The 22,637-nt window shown below is 61.0% G+C and carries 19 protein-coding genes and 3 pseudogenes; 4 read left to right on the top strand and 18 right to left on the bottom strand.

Annotation, left to right across the window (positions count from 1 at the left end; translation table 11 throughout):
* Nucleotides 1-8: 8 nt before the first annotated feature.
* The 6 genes from LB528_RS22535 to LB528_RS22510 form a co-directional block, all read right to left on the bottom strand.
* Nucleotides 9-569 carry a slr1658 superfamily regulator gene (locus tag LB528_RS22535; protein WP_224516868.1) on the bottom strand — a complete coding sequence of 187 codons (561 nt, stop codon included), beginning with the start codon at nt 567-569 and terminating at the stop codon, nt 9-11.
* A gap of 2 nt (nt 570-571) precedes the next feature.
* Nucleotides 572-2,938: a SpoIIE family protein phosphatase gene (locus LB528_RS22530; protein WP_224516866.1), complete on the bottom strand. Its 2,367-nt coding sequence runs from the start codon at nt 2,936-2,938 to the stop codon at nt 572-574.
* Entirely contained in the window at nt 2,935-4,113 is a 1,179-nt protein-coding gene (locus LB528_RS22525) for a class I SAM-dependent methyltransferase (RefSeq protein WP_224516864.1), read from the bottom strand. Before LB528_RS22525 ends, LB528_RS22530 begins: the two co-directional genes overlap by 4 nt.
* Before the next feature lie 2 nt (nt 4,114-4,115).
* Nucleotides 4,116-4,631 carry a ubiquinone biosynthesis methyltransferase UbiE gene (locus LB528_RS22520; protein WP_224516861.1) on the bottom strand — a complete coding sequence of 172 codons (516 nt, stop codon included), beginning with the start codon at nt 4,629-4,631 and terminating at the stop codon, nt 4,116-4,118.
* Between the two features lie 171 nt (nt 4,632-4,802).
* Nucleotides 4,803-6,452, bottom strand: coding sequence for a putative bifunctional diguanylate cyclase/phosphodiesterase (locus tag LB528_RS22515; protein WP_224716340.1), 1,650 nt, complete (start codon nt 6,450-6,452; stop codon nt 4,803-4,805).
* 265 nt (nt 6,453-6,717) lie between these two features.
* The gene (locus LB528_RS22510; protein ID WP_224716339.1) at nt 6,718-7,200 is read right to left on the bottom strand and encodes a hypothetical protein; all 483 of its coding nucleotides are present in this window, start codon (nt 7,198-7,200) and stop codon (nt 6,718-6,720) included.
* Between LB528_RS22510 and LB528_RS22505 the strand changes: the two genes are divergently transcribed.
* Entirely contained in the window at nt 7,182-7,676 is a 495-nt protein-coding gene (locus LB528_RS22505; RefSeq protein ID WP_224716338.1) for an Hpt domain-containing protein, read from the top strand. The genes LB528_RS22510 and LB528_RS22505 overlap by 19 nt on opposite strands.
* A 31-nt stretch (nt 7,677-7,707) precedes the next feature.
* On the opposite strand, the gene LB528_RS22500 is transcribed toward LB528_RS22505, so the two are convergent.
* The 7 genes and pseudogenes from LB528_RS22500 to LB528_RS22470 form a co-directional block, all read right to left on the bottom strand.
* Entirely contained in the window at nt 7,708-9,135 is a 1,428-nt protein-coding gene (locus LB528_RS22500) for a glycosyltransferase family 2 protein (protein ID WP_224716337.1), read from the bottom strand.
* Nucleotides 9,132-10,169: a HEAT repeat domain-containing protein gene (locus LB528_RS22495; protein WP_224516854.1), complete on the bottom strand. Its 1,038-nt coding sequence runs from the start codon at nt 10,167-10,169 to the stop codon at nt 9,132-9,134. Before LB528_RS22495 ends, LB528_RS22500 begins: the two co-directional genes overlap by 4 nt.
* 2 nt (nt 10,170-10,171) lie before the next feature.
* The gene (locus tag LB528_RS22490; RefSeq protein ID WP_224716336.1) at nt 10,172-11,911 is read right to left on the bottom strand and encodes a YaiO family outer membrane beta-barrel protein; all 1,740 of its coding nucleotides are present in this window, start codon (nt 11,909-11,911) and stop codon (nt 10,172-10,174) included.
* On the bottom strand, nt 11,911-12,303 hold the full coding sequence (locus LB528_RS22485) for a response regulator transcription factor (protein WP_224516850.1): 393 nt from the start codon (nt 12,301-12,303) through the stop codon (nt 11,911-11,913). The genes LB528_RS22490 and LB528_RS22485 overlap by 1 nt, the downstream gene beginning before the upstream one ends.
* 236 nt (nt 12,304-12,539) lie before the next feature.
* Nucleotides 12,540-12,920 carry a response regulator gene (locus LB528_RS22480; RefSeq protein ID WP_224516848.1) on the bottom strand — a complete coding sequence of 127 codons (381 nt, stop codon included), beginning with the start codon at nt 12,918-12,920 and terminating at the stop codon, nt 12,540-12,542.
* A 5-nt stretch (nt 12,921-12,925) separates the two neighbouring features.
* Nucleotides 12,926-15,367 (bottom strand): ATP-binding protein, encoded by a 2,442-nt coding sequence (locus LB528_RS22475; protein WP_224716335.1) that lies wholly within the window; start codon nt 15,365-15,367, stop codon nt 12,926-12,928.
* A 678-nt stretch (nt 15,368-16,045) separates the two neighbouring features.
* A pseudogene (locus tag LB528_RS22470) lies at nt 16,046-16,996 on the bottom strand (IS110 family transposase); the annotation flags it as partial.
* A gap of 230 nt (nt 16,997-17,226) precedes the next feature.
* Here LB528_RS22470 and LB528_RS22465 point away from each other — a divergent pair.
* Nucleotides 17,227-17,463, top strand: a complete 237-nt coding sequence (locus tag LB528_RS22465; RefSeq protein ID WP_224516843.1) for a hypothetical protein — start codon at nt 17,227-17,229, stop codon at nt 17,461-17,463.
* A 29-nt stretch (nt 17,464-17,492) separates the two neighbouring features.
* Here the strand turns inward: LB528_RS22465 and LB528_RS22460 are convergent, their stop codons facing one another.
* Together LB528_RS22460 and LB528_RS22455 are read right to left on the bottom strand one after the other, a co-directional pair.
* The gene (locus LB528_RS22460) at nt 17,493-17,660 is read right to left on the bottom strand and encodes a hypothetical protein (RefSeq protein WP_224516842.1); all 168 of its coding nucleotides are present in this window, start codon (nt 17,658-17,660) and stop codon (nt 17,493-17,495) included.
* A gap of 1,111 nt (nt 17,661-18,771) precedes the next feature.
* Nucleotides 18,772-19,862: pseudogene (locus LB528_RS22455) on the bottom strand (ISAs1 family transposase).
* A gap of 198 nt (nt 19,863-20,060) precedes the next feature.
* Here LB528_RS22455 and LB528_RS22450 point away from each other — a divergent pair.
* Nucleotides 20,061-20,369 carry a hypothetical protein gene (locus tag LB528_RS22450; RefSeq protein WP_224516838.1) on the top strand — a complete coding sequence of 103 codons (309 nt, stop codon included), beginning with the start codon at nt 20,061-20,063 and terminating at the stop codon, nt 20,367-20,369.
* Between the two features lie 368 nt (nt 20,370-20,737).
* Entirely contained in the window at nt 20,738-20,965 is a 228-nt protein-coding gene (locus tag LB528_RS22445) for a hypothetical protein (protein ID WP_224516836.1), read from the top strand.
* Between the two features lie 237 nt (nt 20,966-21,202).
* On the opposite strand, the gene LB528_RS22440 is transcribed toward LB528_RS22445, so the two are convergent.
* The 3 genes and pseudogenes from LB528_RS22440 to LB528_RS22430 all read right to left on the bottom strand — a co-directional run bounded on the left by LB528_RS22440 (nt 21,203) and on the right by LB528_RS22430 (nt 22,632).
* Nucleotides 21,203-21,496, bottom strand: coding sequence for a hypothetical protein (locus LB528_RS22440; protein ID WP_224516832.1), 294 nt, complete (start codon nt 21,494-21,496; stop codon nt 21,203-21,205).
* Nucleotides 21,497-21,680: 184 nt separating this feature from the next.
* Nucleotides 21,681-22,242: pseudogene (locus tag LB528_RS22435) on the bottom strand (SOS response-associated peptidase).
* 126 nt (nt 22,243-22,368) lie between these two features.
* The gene (locus LB528_RS22430) at nt 22,369-22,632 is read right to left on the bottom strand and encodes a hypothetical protein (protein WP_224516829.1); all 264 of its coding nucleotides are present in this window, start codon (nt 22,630-22,632) and stop codon (nt 22,369-22,371) included.
* Nucleotides 22,633-22,637 lie beyond the last annotated feature (5 nt).

Raw genomic sequence — 22,637 nt, 5'->3', positions numbered from 1 at the left:
CGTTTCATCTAGTTATCAGTTTGCGATATCGGAATGGAGGCATACGTCTCCAGGCAAATGCGGTCGCTTTCGTCGGCAGAGCTGAATATCCAGGCAAGGCGTGCGCCGTAGTCGCTCATCAACGTCAGCAATCCGAGCCCGGAGCCTCCCACGTCGGGGTTTGCGGCATTCGATTCAATTCGCTGTATCAGCAGGTCTGCGGGGTCGCCAACCGTGATGTCCGCCAGGAGGCTTTGGAACTGAGCCGCGTTTTCACCGTCGACGTCGTTCGACACTTTGAGCTTGAACGAATCTGAATCCATCGAAGCCTCAATCACGATTTCTCCCGGTGCGCGAAATTTCACGGCATTTTCGGTGAGCTCGTTGACCAGATATCCGATGCTGTGGCGCACCTCCATGTAGTCATTGCGGGACGACTGAAAGCGCGACGCGAAAAGTTCGGCGATGAAATCCGATGTCGTGGCGCAATGACGCCAACTCAAGTCGAGAGGTCCGTCGAACAGCCGCAGGCGACTGACACTCTCTTTCATCCCGATTGCAATGTCAGGGGTACCGAACAGCGTTGTCATTCCTATGTGTGCCTTATGATCACGAGGGTGATGTCGTCGTGGATCTTCTGGATCCCGATATGGGTCATCAGATCCTCAATGATCCCGCTTTTGATTTCCTCTGCGCTCCTGCCGTAACGTTTTTGCGCGCTCTTGCAGAGGCGCTCGAACCCAAACAGTCTGCGGTTCTCGTCTTCCGCCTCGGTTACACCGTCGGTGTGCAATACGATTACGTCGCCGCTCCCGAACTGGATGTCATGCGTCGCAATGAACTGCGAGATATCGTTCTCCAGACCAACCGGGAGGCCCAGATCAATCGTATCGATACGCTCGAGTTCCCCACCCGCCCGGACGACGAGCACGTCCTCATGCTGGCCGGATAGCGTTACGCGCTCATCCTCGAAGTCAAGGAAGGCCAACGAGAGATGCTTGCCGGTGTTCGTCCGCTCGATATTCTTATAGATCGCTCTATTCAGCCGATCCAAAAACCGATGTGGATTCTGTTCATCGGTCTCCTGCAGCGCGCGCGCGACGGATTGGACCATCAGCATCAGCACACCGCTTTCGAGACCATGGCCGGTCACATCGCCAATGCCGATCTTGACCCGTGACCCGTTCTGCAGGACATCGTAATAGTCGCCGCCAACCTCGTCGGCCGGGCGCATATAGGCCGCGATCTCCAGCCCAGGAATCGCTTCGAGTTCCAATGGTTTTGGCAGGACCATCATCTGGATCTGCCTGGCAACCGCGAGCTCCGCGCCGAGCCGGACGTTCTCGTCCCGCAGCTTCTCGTTAAGTGCGGATATCTCCTGATTTGCGTCGCCGAGTTCTCTGGTTCGTTCATCGACGAGTTGCTCGAGGTTTTCCGTGTGAAAGCTGATCTGCTCAGCCATCCGATTGAAGGCGATCCCGGCCGCCCCAACCTCGTCGCGCGTTGGTATGCTCACGCGCACTGAGTAATCTTTGGACTGGAGCCGCTGGGCGGCACTGGCAAGTGCTCTCAGGCCAGCGGTAATCCGCTTGGAGATTCCGAGCACGGCCGCAAAAACAATCAGAAGCGATACGATGATCGCGGCGATCTGAAAGAGCAGGATACGATTGGTTGCGCGAGAAATACTCTTCTGCGCGGCAAATAGGGATGCGTAGATCTCCCGTTCGGGAACGACGATGCCGACTGACATCGTTTCGGCCCTGATCGGTCCCGAACTCCACAAATTGATCGGCTTCAATCTCTTGAGGACAACAATGTAGGGTACGCGTTCGCCATTGTTGTCGAGCATGATGTGCTGAATGACGCCATCATTGTTCCGGTCGAGTGGCAGCGACGCGATGGCCGACTGCGTGCTTGCCCTTAGGGTTCTCTCGAGGCCGGTGACCCCCTGTTTGCCCGCATCATTCGATTTAGTCAGACCGATGATCCTCTCGCCGGACGGATTGATCGCCGCCACGTTCCCGGTTGACATCGTGAGGAAGCCAAAACCGGTTTCAGCGATCTTCACACGCTCGACGACTTCCGCGAGTTGATCGAGAGTGATGTCTGCACCCGCTATTCCGGCGATACCGGTGCGGTCGCGCGTCCATAAGGGGTTGAAAAAGCTGACGATCAGCTTTCCAGTGATAGCGTCGGTGTAGGGCGCCGTCTGAGTGATGTCCTCGGGGGCCGGACGTGACGCTGGGTCTCTCGCCCATTGCTGCCACGACCCGTAGATCCCCGGAAAGAAAAACTCCCAGAACTCAGACTTGTTGTGACCGGGATAAAGCCGGTCGAAGGTCTGTGCCTGGTCCGTATACGGTACCGTCCTGAAGATCGGGCGTTCTTTTGGACCGATATAGTACATTTGAAGTTTAGGCGATCCGCTGGCCATCAGAGCCGGCGCGACGAGGTCGATCACGGTACTGTCTTCTATTTCTTGCTGTACGCTCGGCAGTGGCATGTGGTCGGCGCCCAGCAGGTAGCCCCAGACGCTTACCACGGAAGGCGAACCCGTCAGATTCTGCGCCCAATCACCCTTTGCATCGTAGACGACCTGCACGGAGCCGGGCGCTGCCTGCGCGAGCGTTGCCCCGACCTGTTGCCGCTTTCTCGGCTCGTCGATTTGGGCCTGCATCACGCCGGCGAGCGCGTTGACGTCGCCATGAACCCGATCGAGCAACAGGTTGACGCTCAGCGCCGTCGATTCGGCATAGGAACGAATGTATTCCTGGCTTGCGGTAGTCAGGCCTTCGCCGACTTCCGATGTCGCATCACGCGACAGCTTTTGAACATTCCAAAGCGCCAGACCACCGCTCATCAGGAGGTCGAACAACACCGCGCCGCCGACGACCAGTACGAATTTCGCTCGAAAGGAACGCAGGCCAAAGCGCGGTGCATGCTCATTGTCGGCTTTCATTGCGGTCTTCGCCCCGAGGCAACCCAGATCGGCCAACCGGCGTAACCCTTGGGGTGGAGCGCCGCAAAAATGTGGTCCTGGAAGCCCTGTCGGAATCGCGCAACGAATTCCGGGTCGTCACCGCGTCTGGCCGCCATCTCGCCCGCATAGACATTTGCCCAGGCTGCAATGACATCCGCGAAGTCCTGCGGATCGCCGTCCAGATTTGTGACCATGAAGCTCTCGATTCGTATATCTTCGAACCCTGCTTCGACCAGGTAGCGCCGGCTCTTGGGCCCAAGCTCGACGTCCATCTCGAAATGCCCGAACAACTTCGCCACCTCGTTGTAGGTCCAATTAATGCTTTCGGCGCGCGGCTCGCCAAGGCAATGCGAATTCTTCTCGTTGGTGATGTAGACCCGCCCGCCTGGTTTGCATATGCGATATAATTCCTTGAGGATAAGTTCTGGCCGATTGAAGATTTGAAGGGAATGTCGGCAGGTGACCAAGTCAAACTGCGCTTCATCGAGCAGCATTTCGGACGCGTCGCCATAGGTATATTCGATGCCGCGGATATCGAACTCCCGCATCACGCGTCGAGCATAATCGAGGCTTGACATGGAGTGGTCGAGGGCCACGAGCCGCGATGGCTGGAACTCCTTCTGCACAAGCACGGCGAAATCGCCGATCCCGCAACAGATGTCGGCCATAACGATTCCGGGCCGCATGCCGTGTCGCTGCAAGATAGTGCGCTCGTGGCGCCAAGTCATCTTTGTCTGCGTGCGCAGGATTGGAACGAACCCGCCTTCTTCAAGGAAGCCTTGCCCCGGATAGAATTCGCTGTCGTACTCCTTGACCTCTATGTTCGGTTCGATCCTGCTCAAGCGACCGAATTTTCTTGACGTCCATCCAACGACGCTCGAAGTGACGACGACGAATTTGAGATCGGGTCGAGCGCGGCAGGCGTCAATGATGATCCTCGAAAGGGCGTGAAATGCGGCGTTGTTCATCTGCGTCAGGCGCCTGATATTGATGTAGAGAACACCGCGAACGCCGCCGATCGCATCACGAAGCAAGGCTATGCTGGGTCCAAGCTCATCAATCGCCTGGGGCCGGACTACTCCCGATATGGAAAATTCCTGATTGTTCGCGTCATAGCGCGCCTTGAAACGGGGAAGAAGGTCGTAAGGGCTCAACTCTATTGGCCCTCAAGTGGAAGATCTACGACAAGCTTGATCGCATCGTTGCCGGCTTCTTCTACTCTGATCGTCGCGTTGTAGTCGATGGCCAGTTCCAGAAGCACGATTTCTCGGCTGGGCGCGAGATCCCCCGAAACCGAGTTAAGGTATCTCTCCTTGGCGTCGGATCCTATGACTTGCGCTGCGGCTTCCTCGTAGAACTGGCGCTCCTCCGGCACGCAAGGAAATGTCAGCTCAATCCTATCCGTCGCGCCATGGCGAGACACTCGGCATTCCAGTTCGCCGTCGCCATGACGCGTACGAAAGGCGACTTCCAGCAATTCGTTAAAGGCGGAAGAAAAGAGGTTTGAGTATCGGACCGAATCCGACCTGTTTTGGCTGATCATGCGGGCCATGTAAGTCGAGACATAGTCGCAGTGCCTCCACGCTGAGATAAAAGCCTTCATTTCTATGTCGATCTGGATCATCGGCTCAAAAGTCGGCTCGCCAGCCACGTCGTGATGTGCAGCTCCCATCGGCATCCTCCCTTCTTCCATGCAGGTTGCGCCCTAGTGGGCGATGGCCCAGGGGACGAAGTTTCACTGCGCCCTTGATGAGTCAGTCTCGCACTGACTCGAAGGATTGCCCGGTATCGGCCTCGATCCTTTCCACAAACCGACTTCACGGTTAACAAAGGGTGCAAGGCGTTAGCGCGGCCGATTTGATTCCTCCATCGCTCGCGCCACGTTCGGCGGTGACCGCTTGATGAAGTCCCTGGTTGGCTCGGCTCCGAGCGGCAGTCCCAGGAAATTGCCTTGCAGGCAATCGCAATTCTCCTTGATCAGCCACCTTGCCTGCCCTGAGGTCTCTACTCCCTCGGCGGTGACGCTTATTCCTAGGCCGTGCGCCAGATTTATGATCGATCGCACAATCGTCTGGCCTTTCAGATCGGTCTCCAGATCGGCGATGAAGTACTGATCTATTTTCAAGGTGTCGAAAGGGAAGTTTTTAAGGTAGCTCAGCGACGAATAGTAGGTTCCAAAATCGTCGAGCGAAATTCGTATGCCCAAGACGTTGAGTGTATTTAAGGTGTCGATATTGTCGATCGTCTTCTCAAGAAGAACCGTTTCGGTTATCTCCAGTTCGAGCCGGTCGGCGCGGATTCCAACCCCGTCAATGATCTGAGCGACTGTGTCCGTGAGCGAACCGCTAAGGAACTGAGCCGGCGACAGGTTAACCGCGACCGTTAGAGAGGGAGGCCACGTCAATGCCTGGCGACAGGCTTCCTCGAGCACCCACCGTCCAATCGCGTCCATCAGGCCGTCGGCTTCGGCGATCGGTATGAACACGCCGGGCGGAATGATCCCGACCTCGGGGTGTCGCCACCGCACGAGCGCCTCGAACCCGACCACCGACGAGGGAGGCCGAATGAGCGGCTGATACTCCAGATAAAGCTCGCCCCGCTCCAGCGCGGTTCGAAGGCTGCGCCTCAGATTCTCGCGCTGTTCGAGCAAGAGCAGCATCGACCGGTTGAACGTTCGAGCGCAACCGCGTCCGTCCGTCTTGGCTGCGTAAAGAGCAATGTCAGCGGCCTTCATCAGTTGCTCGCCGTCGGTTCCGTGCTCCGGCCCGAAAGCAATTCCGATACTGGAGCCGACGAAGACGGGAATGCCGTTGATGACGAACGGCTCCTTGAACGCATCGACCAACGATCCGGCGAGGCGTTCGGCTTCCGCGGGTTGCTCTTTTCCCAATTGGATGACAGCGAACTCATCGCCTGCATACCGATACGCAGATTCGCCGTCCCGCAGCACGTCGCGTATTCGACCTGCCGCTAGTTGAAGAAGCGTGTCGCCCGCTCCATGGCCGAGCGTGTCATTGACCGATTTGAAATCGTCGAGGTCGATTTGCAGCAGGGCCGCTTTCGGCTTTTGTCCACCGATGGTAGCCAGTGCTTGATGGAGCCGGTCGCCGAATTGCCGGCGGTTCTGCAGGCCGGTCAGAACGTCGTGCGTCGCCTGGTGGAGCAGAGTTAAATGCTCCTGATCCTCCGTCGCGCTACGCCCGCCGGGCTCCTTCGATTCGATGATGCCGACACCGTTTGCTGTGCCGAAGACGAAAACGGACCGGGACGCCTCGCCTGACGATCGCGGCAATTCGATGGTTGCCGGCGAGCCGCCCTCAAACACCCGAAGAAAATCGTTGCGACACTTGGCATCCAGGAAGCTTGGGTAGATTTCCCAAATGGCGGCACCCAGCGTTACCGCGCCCCCGTACATGTCCTTGAGCTTGCTTGCGTAGTGCCTCAGGCGGAAGTCGCGGTCATAGAACGACACGAGATCGGAGGTGTTCGACAAGAGGTCACCAAGAAGCGCGTCGTCAGTACGTGGAGCGGTAGACGAAGGCCTCTCCCCCTCCTTGCCGGCGCCCGATGCCTTTGGATGCAAGTGCCACCTCCATAGGCGGTGCCAATATACGTCCCCGAGTCAACAAATAGCATAGCCGTCAAGCTTGGCAAACTTTCGACTTGCATTCTTAACAAGCGCCGTGTGGTGCAGTCGCGAGCCATGCTCCGGTGCGGTCGACGCCAGGTTATTCACGACGATGATCAATCATCGATCGTTAAAAGATCGGAAATTTTCGGATAGTCGGCCCAGCGCCGGCGTTCCCGGCGCTAGAGCGTCGTTGGCCGCCCGGGCGTGATGGCGCACCTAGCAGTCCGAAATTGGCTTTCTCGAATAGTTTGGCCTTCAGCCACGTTTTGGACGGCCCGCTCCGGTAGCGGCTATTGACACGTTTCGAAATCACGCCATTGAGCCCGGTTTTCTCCATGGCGCGAAAGATCGCCCTCGAAATGCTCGCTGTATTGGATCTTCCCGAGGCCAGGTCATCCAGTTGCCGCTGCGCACGCTTGCGCTGCAGCAAAGGTAACAGGCTTAGATTGCGATCGTCGAGATGAAGGATGTCGAACGCGACGAACACCAGCCGGCTCGGCTCGTTCCAGATCGCAACTTCCAATCGAGAGGAATCGAGCGAGCTCCGCTCGGCTGATACAATTACTTCGCCGTGGAGAATGGCGGCCCGGCATGGCAGGTCGACCGCCAAAGCTATGGGTCAATATTTTGTCGTCCAGTCGCGGCCTTGGCATCGTGCGCAAAACGTTCGATAAAGGCGGACATAACCCCCAGCGTGATCAGCGGGATGACTTGTCGTTGCAAGGCTGGACGGTCATAGCAACCCGCTTCAACCCAGGTTGCTTTCTGCTTGAATACTCCAACAGCCGTGGAGCACCGCCTATCCCTGACGATCCATTCGCCCCGTTGCGCGAGCGTTTCCTCGCCCGATGCGCCGATCAGCTTGCGGAACTGAAGGCCGCGCATCAGGCGCCTCCCCTCCCCGGCAACGAGCCGCTAATCCGCGTCGCCCATTCGCTGGCAGGCGCTGCCGGGACGTTCGGCTTCGCGGAAATCAGCAAGCAGGCGTCCATCCTGGAGATGCTGCTCGTCGAGCGGGCGGATGGCGGGAGCGTGCACGCGGCGCTTGATGCGGTGATCGCGGAGATTGAGCGGACGCTGGAGTGACTTGGCCACGGCCTGAGGCCGCCCGCCGCGCCTACTTCTTCGCGCCGCCGAGGCCGGTCCTGGTCATCTCGCCCCAGCCCTGGTTGCCGCGTAAAAATTGCCAGCAGCCTTTCACGCGCCAGAAATTGTTGAGCTGGCGGTAGCCGAAATTCTCGATCACGGCTGCGGCCGTCAGCACGGCCAGGTCCCTGGCCCGGGGGAAACGCTGAAGCTCGGCCTCTTCGAGGATCAGCGAGGAGACGCTCACGCAGACGCCATAGATGAAGATCAGCGCGGTGAAGGCGAGAAGATATTCGGCCGACAGGATGCCGAGCAGCCAGAAGGCCGGCATCAGAACATAGCCCAGTACCTCGGCAACCGGTCCCAGCACGTCGACAACCAGGATGTGGCCGAAGCCGAGGAAGCCGACGCGGCCGTAGCGCGGGTTGAACAGCATCGAGCGGTAGCGGAAGAAGCATTCGAGCGCGCCGCGCTGCCAGCGCGAGCGCTGGCGGGCGAGCACGCTCAGCGTTTCCGGCGCCTCAGTCCAGCACACCGGTTCGGGAATGAACTGGATGCGGTATTTGCGCTTCCTGTCGCGCATATAGCGGTGCAGCTTGATGACTAGGTCGAGGTCCTCGCCCATCGAGCCCTTGGTGAAGCCCCCCACGGCCACGACTTCGGCGCGGCGGAACATGCCGAAGGCGCCGGACACCAGCATCAGCGTGTTGATGCTGCTCCAAGCCAGCCGCGCCATCAGGAAGGCCCTGAGATATTCGACCACCTGGAACAACGGCAGCAGACGGCTCGGGAGGCGGATCTCGCGCACCCTGCCCGCCTCGATCCTCGAGCCGTTGGCAATGCGGATCGTGCCGCCCACGGCGATGGTGCGCTCGGGGTCGTCGATGAAGGGCTGGGCGGCCCGCATCAGCGCGTCGGGCTCGAGGATGGAATCGCCGTCGATGACGCAAAAGAGCGGCGCGCGGCAGACATTGATGCCGGCGTTCTGGGCATCGGCCTTGCCGCCATTTTCCTTGTCGACCACGAACAGTCGTTCAGTCATTGGCGAGGAATAGACGCCGCGGATCGGCTGGTGCGCCAGCGCCTCCTCGTAGGGACGGTGAAACTTCACCAGCTTGAAAGCGTCGATGAGGCGCTGCAGCGTGTCGTCTTTCGAGCCGTCATTGATCACGACCACCTCGAAATTCGGATACTCGAGCGCCAGCATCGAATGGACGCTCTCGACCACGTTCAGCGCCTCGTTATAAGCGGGCACCAAGAGCGCGATCGGCGGCGCGACGTCGCCGTAGCGCTGCCACAGCAGCGCCGAGCGCGCCACCGGCGGGCGCTGGGACAGCGCGTAGCCGGCGACGACGAGCTGCAAGAGATAGATCGTCGTCTGCGCCAGCCCGGCCCCGATGATGAACCAGGACAGGATGGTGGCGGCAAGAACGACCTCTTGGCTCCAGTCGGCGATCATAGGGCCGGCCCCTCGGCAAGGATAAGCGAAGCGGTGCGCTGGCTGCGCGAAACCTCGGCGGACGCGATCTCGCGCAGCAGCCGCTCTCCCGACAGGCCGAAAGAGCGCAGCGCGTTGGCGGCGGCATAGCGCACGGTCCAGATCTCGTCGTCCATCAGCGCGGACAGCGGCGCGGTAAGCTCGGGCAGACCGAGACGGCCCGCGGATTCGGCGGCAGCGGCGCGCACGTCCCAATCGTCGTTGGCCATGGCGCGCTTCAGGATGGCCGGCGCCTCGGCGTGACCCGTCAGACCCAGCGCCCGCAGCGCCGCGGCCACAACCTCGGGCGCGGCATCACCGGTCAGGCCCGCGAAGAAATCGGCGAAGCCGAAGCCGCCGGCGCGGGCCAGCGCGTCGATCGTAGCGGCCCTGACGAAGGGCGAGGCATCTACTCGCGATGCGTGGACGGCAAGCTCGTTGAAGCGCGAGCGCGGAAAGCGCCTGAATAGCTCGATCAGGCGCCGCGAGCGCTGCCCCGCCGCGCCGATAAAGTCGAGCGCGGTGCCGAGCAGGGGCAGGCTGCCCAGGTCGCAGAGTGCGATGGCCGCAGCGATCCTGACTTCGCGCGCGCGGTCCTGGGAAAGTGCCGAAAGCAAGCTTGCCGAGGCATCATCCGAACCCAGCGCCGCCAGCATCTCGGCCGCATGGATGCGTTCGGCGACGTTGCCTTTCCGCAGCTGCCTGGCGACACGGGCCGGCAGGCCGCATTCGTTGAAGGCGACAAGCACGTCGTCCCTCTCCTCGCCGCGCAGTAGCGAAATGAACTCAAAGCCGGCGTCGATCGCCACACCGGCCGGCACGCCAAGCACCGCCGCCTTCAAGGCCTCGCGATCGCGGTTTTCGGAGAAGGCGATCAGCGCGGTCAGAATCTGGCGCCGCTGGTCGGCTGTCGCCCGGCCCCGGCGCTCCTGCAGCACGCGGCGCGCGATCAGCAACAGCATGATCACCAGGCACAAGGCGCTGAGCAGTATCGACAGGTCCCAGATGTACCACATGGTCAGAACCGCGCCGTCAGGCCGAGGCCGAATATGTTGCGGTCGAATGTCGGGCGCTCTTCATGCGCGATGCTGGCGCGCAGCGTCAGCGGATCGCTGACGTCGAAGGAAACGCCACCGAAGACGGTGCGCGTCGGCACCAGCGCGCCGCCGTCGATCTCGGGGGCGTCGGCATAGCCGGCGAAGACGTTGAAACGCTCCGTTACCCCAAGGTCGGCGCGAAGCACATAGCCATCGGTGCGCGTGCCGGTATCGTCCTCGGCATGCACCCAGCGGGCCGATAGCCCCAGGCGGCCGTCGAGGACATAACCCTGGATCCAAGGCTGGATGCTGGTGACGCCGGTATCGGCGAAATCGTCGTAGCGGGCGTCGACATTGAGCGAGAGCGGGCCGAACGCCCTTGCCGGCGCCACGACTTGCCAGGACGCGCCGGCGCCGACCGAATAGCGCGCCAGAAAATCGGCATCCGGCGTCGCCGCGGCGAGCATATAAGCGGAGAAGGCCGGCGAGAAGGCCTGGTCGATGCGGCCCTCGAGCTGGACGTCGGTATGGCCGAAGCGGGTCGCCAGCCGGGTGCCGCCGGAAATCGTCGTGCGCGGCGACAGCCGATACGCGAGACCGGCCGAACTGTCGGTCCAGTCGCCCAGCCCATTGGTGAGATCGCTTACCTCGCTGCCGAGGTCGAGCCGCCATTTGCGCGGCGGCGGCACGGCCAGCCTCTGCTTGATATCGGCGGAGGCCGGCTGGAGGGCGAGCGCCTGACGATAGGCCTGCCGCGCCGCCTCGTCGTCGCCCTCGGCGCGGCGCACGTCGCCGATCCCGACCAGCGCCTCGGCACTCTGCGGCTCGAGCGTCAGCGCGCGCTGGAACGACTGTCCGGCCCTCGTGTAATCGGCCTCGAGCAGGGCGATCCTGCCGTCGAGGTCAAGCGCCTCGACATTGTCCGGCGCGGTCGCCAGCACGCCGTCAACCGCCAAGCGGCCGCGCGGCGTGTTACCTTGCCAGATCGCCAGGCGCACCTTGCCCAGCCTAGCATCGAGAAGGCAAGGTTTTATGGCCAGCGCGCGGTCGAAGAGACGGTCGGCTTCGTCGAAGCGTTGGCTGGAACCAGCGACAAGGCCAAGCCCGACCAGGATGTCAGTGTCTTTCGGAGCCAGCTTGAGGGCGCGGCGATAGGCCTTTTCCGCTTCGGGCAGCTTTCCGGCTGTCCGGAGGCGCCTGCCCAACTCGATCAGGCCAGGGACAGGATCGGGCTGGCGAAGCTGTTTCGTCGCCTTCGCCGGAGCCGCGGCAGCCGGTTTCGGATTGCCGACCTGCTTCGCCTTGCGGATGTTTCCGACAAGGGCTGCGGCGTCGGCGTTGGCCGGATCGGCCTTGGCGACAGTTTCGGCCAGCGGCAGCGCGGCATCCAGATTACCGGAGCGGAACTCGACCTCGGCCATTCCCAACGAGGCATCCCGATAAGTCGGAGCGAGGGAAAGCACCTTGGAAAAGGCGTCCCGCGCCGCGAGAAGGTCGTTGCGGCCGAGCTCGGCGAAGCCTAGCTGAACCAGCGCATCGGCATTATCGGGCTTGAGCGCAAGCGCACGTTTAAGCAGGTCGGCTGCCTCATCAAAATTCTGCGCTTGCCTCGCCTTCACGGCCGAAGCGTAGAGCTCGTCGGCCGTTTGCGCCAACGCGGGGTCGGCGGCGATCGCCAGGGCCAAGCATGCGGCAAAGCTCAAGCGCCGGCCACGCCGCATCAGCGCTTCCCGCCCTTGCGCGCGATGAGACGCGCGAGCCGGGCCAAAAGCTCTTCGGGAATGAATGGCTTCACCAGATAGTCGTCAGCGCCCTTTTCCAGAGCCGAGACGATGTCCCTTTCGGCCTTGCGGGCGGTGAGCATGACGACCGGTATCTCCGACAGGGCTGGATGGCCCTTGAGGTTTGCCAGCACCTCGATGCCATCGGCCTTTGGCATCATCGCGTCGAGCACGATGATATCGGGGCCATCCTGTTCCGCCTTCGCCAGCGCCTCGGCCCCGTCCACCGCCTTGATGACCTCATATCCTTTTGCCCTCAGCCTGAATTCCATCAGTTCGAGCAATAAAGGGTCGTCATCGCAGATCAGAACTCTTGCCTTCGCTCCATTCACCAGGCCTGCTCCGGTTCCGTCGCCCCCCGGAGTGATCTACGCATGAACCGACATCCGCCAAAGCGGCCCATGCTGGAAATTCCGCCCGCACCGCGATCCTAACAAAGCCGATTCGCGAGGGTTTGATTTCGACACAATCTGTAGATGAATATTGGGCCATGGTATAGGACCGTAAATGGCAAAATGGAGCTTGGCGACAGGCGCCTTGCAGCCGCCTTCGCGACCGGGCGACTGGGCTAGCCGGGACGGCCCCAAAGCAGCGTCCTAACCTCGCCGGCCAGCGCCAGCGGATCGAAGGGCTTGGCTATGACGCCAACCGCTCCCATTGCCAGATAGTGTTCGACCTGATGCGTCTGGGTGCGTGCGGTGATAAACGCCACGGGTATCGATGCCGTCGGCGGTGAGGCGGCCAGGCGCTTCAGCGTCTCCGGTCCGTCCATTTCCGGCATCATCACATCAAGCAGGATCAGATCGGGCTGCCAATCGGCTGCGACCACCAGCGCCTCGGCGCCCGAAGAGCAGGACCGAACCTCGAACTGAGGGTCGAGCTCCAGCGACATCTCGGCAATTTCCCGGATATCATCCTCGTCATCTACATAGAGGATCCTTGCCGGCATAATCGTCACTCCTTGGCACGGGGGGTAGGTCCGGCGCCATCGGGCGATGAGACCAACATGCTTCTAACCAACCTGGCGACATCGATCTCCGATGCCTTGGTCTTGGTCATCATTGCCTGCACCCGGTCGCCAAGATTCTGATCCGGCTCCGCCGCCGAAAACACGATGACTCTGGTCTCCAGCGGCAGATCGATGAGCAGGTCCAGCCCCGATCCGTCGGGAAGCGCAATGTCCAGTATGACCAGGTCGAAGCGATGCTTCGCGACCGCCCTTCGAGCCTCCTGCAGCGTTTTGGCAGAGGCGATCAAAACATCCGGACCCAGCCCCGCTGACATCACCGCAAGCACACCCTCGTCGTCCTCGACGTGGAGGATCCTCGGCCTCCGCTCGACCTTGCTGGCGAGGATCTTGGCAAGGGCCGATTGAAGGCGCGCCGAATCCACTGGCTTCTCCAGCCAGTCGACGATGCCGACGGCGGTTCCGTTCAGCGAGCGCTTGGCCTCATCGGCAACTGCGGAGATGACGATGACCGAAATATCGGAATTTACCGGTGGTGCCCGTATATCGTGGAAGAGCTTGATGCCGGACTCCCCCGCCAGCTTGATGTCGAGCGTCAGCGCGACGTAGTCGCGGGAGCGCAGGAGCGCCATGGCAGTGTCGATGTCCGGGGCAACGTCGGTGGAAAAGCCTTCCGCATCGAGAAGTGCCGCGATTACCGTTGCGACGTCGGCCTCGTCCTCACAAATGAGGACACGCAGCCGGCCATCGCGCTTGCGCGCCCGTCGCTCGACCAAAACCGGCTTCTCGGCCGGCCTGTGTGCCTCGGGAAGATCGACGTGAAACGAGGTTCCCTTACCTTCCTCCGTCTCGAAGGAAACGGCGCCGCCCAGCTTTTCCACAATTGTCTTGACGATGCTCAAGCCCAGGCCGGTGCCTCCCTTCTTGCGGGTGCTGGACGCGTCGGCCTGCTCGAACTTGCCGAATATGCGGCTGCGGAACGCTTCCGGAATGCCAGCGCCCTGATCGATGACGGAGATGCGCAGGATGTCTCGGTCGCGACGCTGGAGCTTCACCATCACGGAGCCGCCGAGATCGGAGAACTTGATCGCATTCGACAGCAGGTTCGCCATCACCTGATGCACACGGTCCGGGTCGATATTGGCCTCGGCGCGCGGGGCATCATCGACGAGGACGATGCGGATCCTGTTCTCGGCCATGTAATTGGAACTGGCGGCAATTGCCTGCTCCAGAACTGGGCGCAGAGCCATCTGCTTGATCTTGAAGGTGATCACGCCCGATTCGATCTTTTCCATATCGAGGATATCGTTGATGAGAAGAACCAGCCTTTCGCTGTTGTTGTGGGCGATGTTGACGAGATTGGCCGCCTTCGACGGCAATTCGCCCGCCACGCCCGCCGCAATCAGGCCGAGCGAGCCGCGGATGGATGTCAGCGGCGTGCGCAGCTCGTGGCTCACCGTGGAGATGAAGTCGTTCTTGAGCTGGGCGTTTTTCTTCTGCTCGGTTATGTCGCGATTGTAGGTGATGACGCCGGTGATCTTGCCGGACTCGTCTTGGAAGGGAACTTTCATGGTGTAGAGCCAACCTTGGCTGCCATCCGGGAAAAGCGCGGGCTGATCGATGCGCAATGTCTGCCCTGCCACAAGCGAACCCATTTCGTCCTGCCTGAAGCGCTCGGCCACGTCCTTCGGATAAAAATCGAAATCCGTTTTGCCGATGAGGTCCTCAACCGAGGCGGCGCGCATCATTTGGGCGGTGGCTGGATTGGCTACGACGAAGCGGCCGTGGACATCCTTCACGTTGAGGCAATCCGGCAGCTCGCGAACCATGGCCCGGTAGATCATATTGGACACGGCGAGATCGCGACGCCTCTGCTGCCGATCAAGCAGCACGGAGATGATGAACGTGCTGAGGAAGCGGAGCACGAGGGAGGGGAACGTGCTCTGCTGAACGAAACCGGTCACGACGTGCGACGGTATGACTAGAAGCATGATCAGTCCGGCAAGCGCGATCGACACGCCGAGGCCGAAAACGTCGAACATGGAGCGTGAGCGCGACCCAACAATGTGGTGCCATACTAGACCGACTACAGCGCTGATCAGTATGCTCATGATGCCGACGCTGGCACCCTGCCCGCCAAGATAGAACCGATAGACGATTGAGCCGGCGGTAGCGATGAACATCGCCGGCCAACCGCCAAAGAATGCGGCCGCACCAATAAACGCGGCGCGCAGGTCGACAATGAAACCTGAGACAGACAGGGCCGTCGCCATGGAAATGATCGAACCCACGGCCATCACCACGCCGAGAAGCAGCGATTGCATCAACCGCGACAGACGCCCGGTAAAATCCGCCACGAGATCCCAGGCGACGACTAGGATGGAGACCAAGGCAAGATTGGCGAGGAGTGAGTGCCATATCTCGGACATGACTTCCGGCTCCTTTTTCCAAATAAATACCGTCAAAACCTATCCGAGGTCTAAACGCCTGCTCACTTGCCGTAGTGCCTGAGCGGTGGCGCCCCGAGGAGACAATGGCGGGCGCCATCAGCGCGGTTCTGGAAGCATCAGGTAAAATCTTGGGCGAGACTGACCGCTTGTGGTCCCCACAACCTCCATATTGTTTTCTCCGGACTCTGTTTCCCCGGCGGCGGCCAAAAGATCCTCGTATGGCCTAAAATTGCAGCACTGCTGCTCGGCATTTTAGTGGCATCGCCGGCTCCGGGCGAGACTTTAGAATTCACTGCTCTAAGGCGGCCCAGTTGGGGCCGGAGCGCGTTTCTGGCGTGCGCCGCGAAGGGGGCCACGCGGCTCTCAAAGCTAATTTAAAACCGACGGAGATCTACTGGATCGCACTCGATCGGGCTGCGCAACCCCGACCAGCTGACGCCCGATCGGGCGCTCTCGTCGCGGCCGGCAGGTAGTTTGCTGAGAGTTCTGCAAATTCGTTGAGGGAGGCGGTCATGGCACGCCGGTGATGTTCAACGTTACCTGATTCCCACGAAGGAACGCCACCGAAGACCAAGACTGAAAACAAGACTGCCATAGCTGCGTCAAAGACATTCTGCTTTCGAACCCGGATGGGCTGCCCGAAGTGATCCGCGCGGCGATGCAGGAAGTGCGCGCCACGGCGACACAGGCCTTGCAGTGGCATGATCGTTTGGCGATCGCCTGGCCCTTGACCTTATCGGAGCCTTGAAGCGCGTCATCAGCCCCGACGCCGCCTCGTAAAGCGAGCGCCGCACATCCGCGTCGCCGGCTTTCGATATGCGACCCTGAACGTCGATCGAGGTGCCCGACTGCCAGCGCCGCGAGGTCAGGCCGCGACGTCGCGCGAGCGACGGAAACGCGACGGATCGTCGATCGCCGTCATGACGAGAGTGCCGGCCCCGGCCCGACGCCGGGGATTGCCATGAAGCGCCGGCACAGCTCGCTGCGGGCCACAATTTTGACGACGAGATCGTGCAGCCGGCAATACTGTGTCCACAGCGCTGCGCGCGCCGACAGCATGGCGTCCATCAACTCGGCGGACAGCGGATCCTCCGCCACCGCGGTGCGCACCGCTTACTCGAAAGCCCCTCGCCCGACCTTGCCCAGTCGCATGCCGAATGCCTTCAGCGAATGGCGTATGGCGTTCTCCAAGTCGAGGAACTTTGGCTTCCAGATTGCGCCGATGCGTCAGCAAAAGCTTCGTCCGGTAGCAGCTTTGCGACTTGAGATGGGTCTGCCGGGACCAGCCGGAGCGCATGATGTGGGCGATGCCCAGCGCATCGGCCTTGTCGGTCTTGTTACGCTTCGCCGACACCGCGGCGCGCACGTGCTGCGTCTCCAGGCAGACGGCCGGCAGGCCGAGTTCTTGAGCTCTGGATGCAGCCACGGCGACAACGCGCCGGCCTCGTACCGACACGCCGCAGGTGCGGCAGAAATGGCTTCAGCACCGCAAACAGCAGCGTCGGGATCAGTCACCGCCGTTATCTCAAGATGCACGACGCCATGATCGTCGACGACGCACACCGCTGTCTCGTCCATCGCTACGTCCAGTCCGCAAAAGAATTCCATCGTTCGCCTCCTGCGTTGCTTCACAGGAGCAGATTTTGCCGCCGAGTCGCCGGCGATCGCCAGTTGACCTTCAGTCGACGCACAGTTTTGCTGCTTGGCCAGGCGCTTGCCCCGACTACGGGCGGCAATCGGCCGGCAGCGCGATCTTTCGATCAGGAGCATTCGAGCTGTGGATGCACCATCTGGTGAGCAACGATGACCTGCGCTAGCGTGCGAAAAAGCTGCAGAATTTGCGTCGCAAGAAGACCGGACGCCAGCGCAAGGCGCCGCAGCCGAAGGGTTACCAAAGGCGGTCGCGCTATCGCTACGGCAAGCGCACGGACAGCGGTCCGATCGCGCTTCGGGCGTTGTGGAGCATGCATGTCGAGGCGATGAACTGGAGCGGCATGCGCCATGCCGAGTACGCCGCAGCGCTCGGACTTTCGCGACATGCGCTGCGGATCGATCTGCTGAAACGCTGCACCTGAGGGTGGGAAGTCGCCACCCTTGGGCAGGACTACTTTTTCAGCAAAAGCGCTTCACGCACCAGCGACGGCAGATTGCCCACACCGAGCAAGTCAATAAGCTCATAGGCCTGTGTATTGGTGATGCCAGTTCTGTCTACAAGCCAGTTGACTTGCTTTTGCTTAGCAGTCTGAGTTTCGCGGCCGCTCTCGCTGGGCATGGCTTTCCTCCGGTTGGGCGAAAGCCTGATCGTCTCTTCCAAGCGTCCGTTGCCAGTTATGCGCGGGCGACCAAAACAGCTTACGCCCTAACAAGACTTATGGCTAGCGTTATGGATCCGGTAATGTCTCAGTTTGATTTGACGTTCTTAGATTTGTCGGCAACTGTGAGCCGTATCAGCGTTATGGGGGCAAGCGGGCGATCGTTAGGAGTGTAGCCACACCGCGCTTGCCTGCCCAACTTCGGCGCAACGGCGTCCATCTGCTCGCATACGTGTTCCATCGACCTTCGCAGCGGGCTTGGGCAATGGGATGGGAGCCACAGTTTGAGCTGGTGTCGTCTGTCGTCGGCTTCCTCGCCAGTGGCGATGCGGCATAACGCGAACGGCGTTGCCGATCACGTCGGCGGGTCTCGCTTCAGGCCTTTAGGTCCGGTTGGCATCTTGCTTGCCTTTGTTGGGCGGACAAGCCGGCAGATCATCGATACCGGGCGCGTAAGCCTTTGCCTCATATTCCCTGGCTGGCATCTCCAATTCCTTGCCGTCGCCGTACCGAACCCACACGCTATCCTGCGTGGCCCAGCCATTCTTTATCCTGCAAATTCCGATCGCCAACTGAAGACCTCGCTTATGCTTTGTCCGTTAAACATATAGGCGGTTCGGTCTATGGGAGCAAACGCGGTGAGGCGGTTCGGCCTGCCGTCAAATTTCGAAATGAGACACTACCGGGACCCGGCTGGGTCTGCCAAATATATGTCGCCCTCAGCAGCAGAAACGATATCCAACACAGGCTGCCCATACGCGCCCGTGTGCAGCGCTTGAAGCACTGGCGGCCCAAATCCGCGGTCAGTGTAACCGTCGTTACCTCCGAGCAGGAACAAGGCTTCGCGATCATCGTTGGTCGGTGACCGACGGGAGCACTGCATGAAAAGTTACGTTGTCGAGACAGTGGCCGGTGAAGTGGTGACAGCCAGTCAAAGAGTGGTAGCCGAAACACCGCTGTGTGCGGCCAGAATAGGAACTGCCAGCTAGACTAGGTTCACGAAAGGCGCGAGTTACCGACGAGACGGAGGCCGCCGTGTTTTGGTTCGCCTTCTCCCGGGTTGCACCAGGGCTATCGCATATGGGTTAGCGCCTGGACTAGGTAGTCGTCGTTCCATGCGCATTTCTTAATGCGATGACTGATGGGGACTTTGTCAACATCGGCGGCCTGAAGGACGTTTCTAGCGATGCGGGTGAGAAGCGCGGTGTTGGCCGGGGCATTGTCCTTGCGGGCACGTGATTGATCCTCATCCAGATGAACGTCGAGCATCCAATGCAGGCCGTTCTCGATCTGCCAATGAGCTCTCGTGAGCTCGAGCGCCCGCTGTGGCGACAGTAAGGTGGAAGCCATGAACAGGCGCGTCATCGGCTTGGCCTGATCGCGCTGGCTGGTGATGCGGATGAAGGCTTCGTGGCCGGCCATCAGTGGCTTGATGGCGGCCACGACCTCGGCCTGCCGCCATTCGCTGCGACCATGGCTGGTTTCGCTCCGCTCCGCCACAGCGAGGGCTGTTTCGGCCAGATGTTGTTTGGCATGAGCGACCCAATGGCGGCGGTTGCCTTTGAGCGCGAGTAAGTAGTCCCCGCCGCGTTCGGTGATGGCCTGTGCCATGCGTTTGTGACAGTGGAGCGCATCGGCCGTGACCATTCTGCCCGCAAGATGAGTTCGACGACCTTGAGGGCTGCCTCGACCTCATTCTCTCCATCGCCCGGCGACACCGCCGCCAGGCACAGCCGCGTCTCGGCGGCAAAGGCCGACACCGTCAGGGGCGGGCTGGCCGCAAGGCCCTTCTCATAGGCTCGCCGCAGCGTCTTGCCGTCAAGCGAGACCACCTCTTGGCAGGCCCGCGCGAAGCCTGCGGCAAAGGCGGCGAAGGCCCGACCGAATGCCTCCGGATCAAGCAGCCGCAGCAGCCGGGAAAAGGTGTCGTGGCTGGGCGCCACCTCGTACTCGATCAACCGCGACAGCGCCTGCTGGCGCTCCTGTGCGAACAGCGAGAACTCAGTCGCATTGCTTGCCCCACACAGGCTTGCGGCGATCATCATCACGATCAGATCGCCAAGCCGATGCGTGGCGTTGCCAGCGCGCGGATCGGGCAGCGCGCCGAAATAGCTCTCAAGGCTGGAAATGGCAGTCTCTCCCTCGTTCGACTGCCTGCCCAAAGAATCCCTTCTCAGGCCAACTTCAAGTCCCAAAAAGCCATATGCGATTCCCCTGCGGGTTGCACGGACAGACGGGTCGGGAGACGGCTGTTCCCTGGCGTATGTACCATTGTAGCTCGTCCAAGCTTCAGAACACCCGGCTGCGGCAATATGTTAGAGGTCGCTTGACGAAGCCGTCGGCCGCACCAGAATCCCGGGATGGTGAAGGGCAGCATCAACATCGGCGATGAAGTTGCTATCACAGCCACGGTTCGCAGGCGGGTGACAAAAGACTGGGTGAGCGTCTGGATCCCGTCATACAATCAGCCGCATTCCACCGTGGATCGGACATCGACCGTGAAGCAGGGCCAACCGATCAAGCTGATAGGCGATGTCACGCGCGTCGGCGATGGCAAAGTGACGGTCAATCTCGGCGTGCCGCTCACTGTGAATGCCGATACGGTCAGGCTGGTGACTGCCTACGTGCCACCTAAGAGAAAGACGCCGCTGGTCGACAAAGCCACCTAGTGGGGCGCTTTCTCTGGCGGTCCAGGTCATTTAAGAACCAGGCGAGCTCATCCGTCATCTCGAAAGGTGAAATGCTTCCAGAGGAAAACGCTGGAGATCATCGGCTACCAGCGTGACCCTGGCCAGGCCACGCGCGTGCTGATGGCCGACAAGGGCCGTTACGTCGGCGCGGCGGTCGTCCACTCAAGCTCGACCAGCGGCAGAAATTATGGGATCAGGTCCAAGGCCTGACCGGCGCGCCGTCCCCAAAGGAATTGAAGAAGGAAAGAGCGCAGTGGCTGAGGCCTGGCCTCGTTGGCCAGGTCGAAACCCTGAAGGGCGAGGAGAAGCTGCGTCACGCTTCGCTGAAACGAGCCTGGAGACAATAAATGGCAGTCGCCAAGAAAGGCCAGGAGCGCGTCACCTACGGTTGGATGTATGGACAGCAGGCGCGCAAAGACGGCAAGGAACGTGCCGTGCCGGACTATTGGGCAGAGCATGCCGACGCTTGGCTGCAGGGCTTCGACGGCGTGCCGATTGGCACCGAGGCGAAGCCGGTGAGTGATCCGTTCGAAACAGAGCTCGACGAAAGCGCGCTCGCGAAGGGCGACAACTAAAGCGCCTTTCCCGCCCGGATCATCGCCCGAGCAATGGCAAGCTCTGCCTCGACCTTGGCGTTTTCCTTCTGGGTCATGTTGTCGGCGGCGATCAGGCGTCGCAGGGAGCGCATGACTTCGGCGCGCCCCATCCTGCTTCAAGCATGCAATCCACGATCGCCTGAAAACCGGGCTCCATAGCTTCCTGACTGTCGACCTCTCGGTCGGGGTAGTCGCCTTCGCGTCTCGGTCTGCTGATCATCCGTTGCCGTCCACCGTGCTTTCTTCGTCCAACTGGCGCGGCACCGGCAGATAAGCATTGGCGACGAGCCATTCGCCGACGATCTTTTCCACCAGATCCGGCTTAGCAGTGCCCATCTCGGCCGCCAGGCTGGTCAGCGCGTCGTCGGTGCGGGGATCAAGGCTGACCCCACCGGCGTTTCTGATCAGCAGCGCGGCCCGCCGCAACAGCACCTGCATGTCCGCCCGAGAAGCGTCCGCAATGTGGTCGGCGGTGCTTTCCAGTTCATGCACGAATTGATATCGGGACATCGGTCATGCTCCTACAGGAAGTGCTCGCCTTCAGCCCTATGCTCAAAGCAGAACCAGTGCGGCGCCTGCTTCGGCTTGGCAAAGCCCCAACCGGCGTCCTTGCTGCAGCCGTCGTGCTCGCAAACGTGGTGCTGGACGCCAGCCGGCGTAGCGTATTCGGGCCGTGGAAGTCTGATTTCGTCGCTCATAGCGGGTTGATGGGTCCCACAAGGCCGGAATGGTCGTTGGGCTGCTTGTTGATCGTGGCGGCGTTGACCTCCCGTTCGACGCGGTTGAATTGAAGCTGCCCGTCAATGTCGCGGGAGAGCAGCGCCTTAAGGTCGCTCGCCGGCGTGTCCGCATTCAGCCAGACGTCGTAGTAGGCTGGATCGAGGATTAGCGGCTGTCTGTCATGAAGCTGGCGCATCGGCTCGCCGGCGGGCTCGGTGATGATCGTGCAGCTCGTCATGTCCAGCGTCTTGTTGTAAGCCCACAGGCCTGCGAAGGAGAAAGGCGCGTGACCGGGCAGGAAGATGTGCCAGGGGTCCTTGCCGCGATCGGCCGGGCTGATAGTCCATTCGTAGAAGCCATCGGCAGGGATCAGGCAGCGTTTAGACTTGAACGCATCTCGAAAAGCGGTATCGACGCTCTCGATGCGCATTGAACATCGGTGCCTTTGGCATTTCCTTCGCCCAAAAAGGCACAAGCCACCAACGGCCCGAGCGAACCTTATGGTCACCGTCATCTGCGGCGGTGATGAAAGGCACCTCGTCGGTCGGCGCGATATTGTACGCGGCGCATCGTTGCGCCCGACATCGGCCGCGCCGTCAGCCGATAGAGGCGATGGATTTCCGACCAAGGGAGATAACGGGTGTAGCGCCCACACATGTCTATCACTCCATGTCGGGCACATCACCGCTCACAAACAAAGTGTTTGGCGGGCCGTAGTCCCCAAGCGCCGGATCGGCATCCCTGCTCCATGCGATGACGCCCGCATGCTTGCCGGCGAGTGCTTTTGCAGTTCGGATCGCCCGGTCTTCGCTTTGCTGGTCGGCCGGGCCGTACATAGGAAACAACTCGCCGTCGTCGCCGCGATCGAATGCGACCACAACAATCAGCTTCGGCTTTCTCTGCTCCGGAAGGACGTGCGTGGACATTCAAT

Source organism: Mesorhizobium sp. CA4 (assembly GCF_020165075.1).
In the GTDB taxonomy this organism is placed as follows: Bacteria; Pseudomonadota; Alphaproteobacteria; order Rhizobiales; family Rhizobiaceae; genus Mesorhizobium.
Note: the sequence above shows the minus strand (reverse complement) of the source record. Positions and strands in the feature narration are given on the sequence as shown.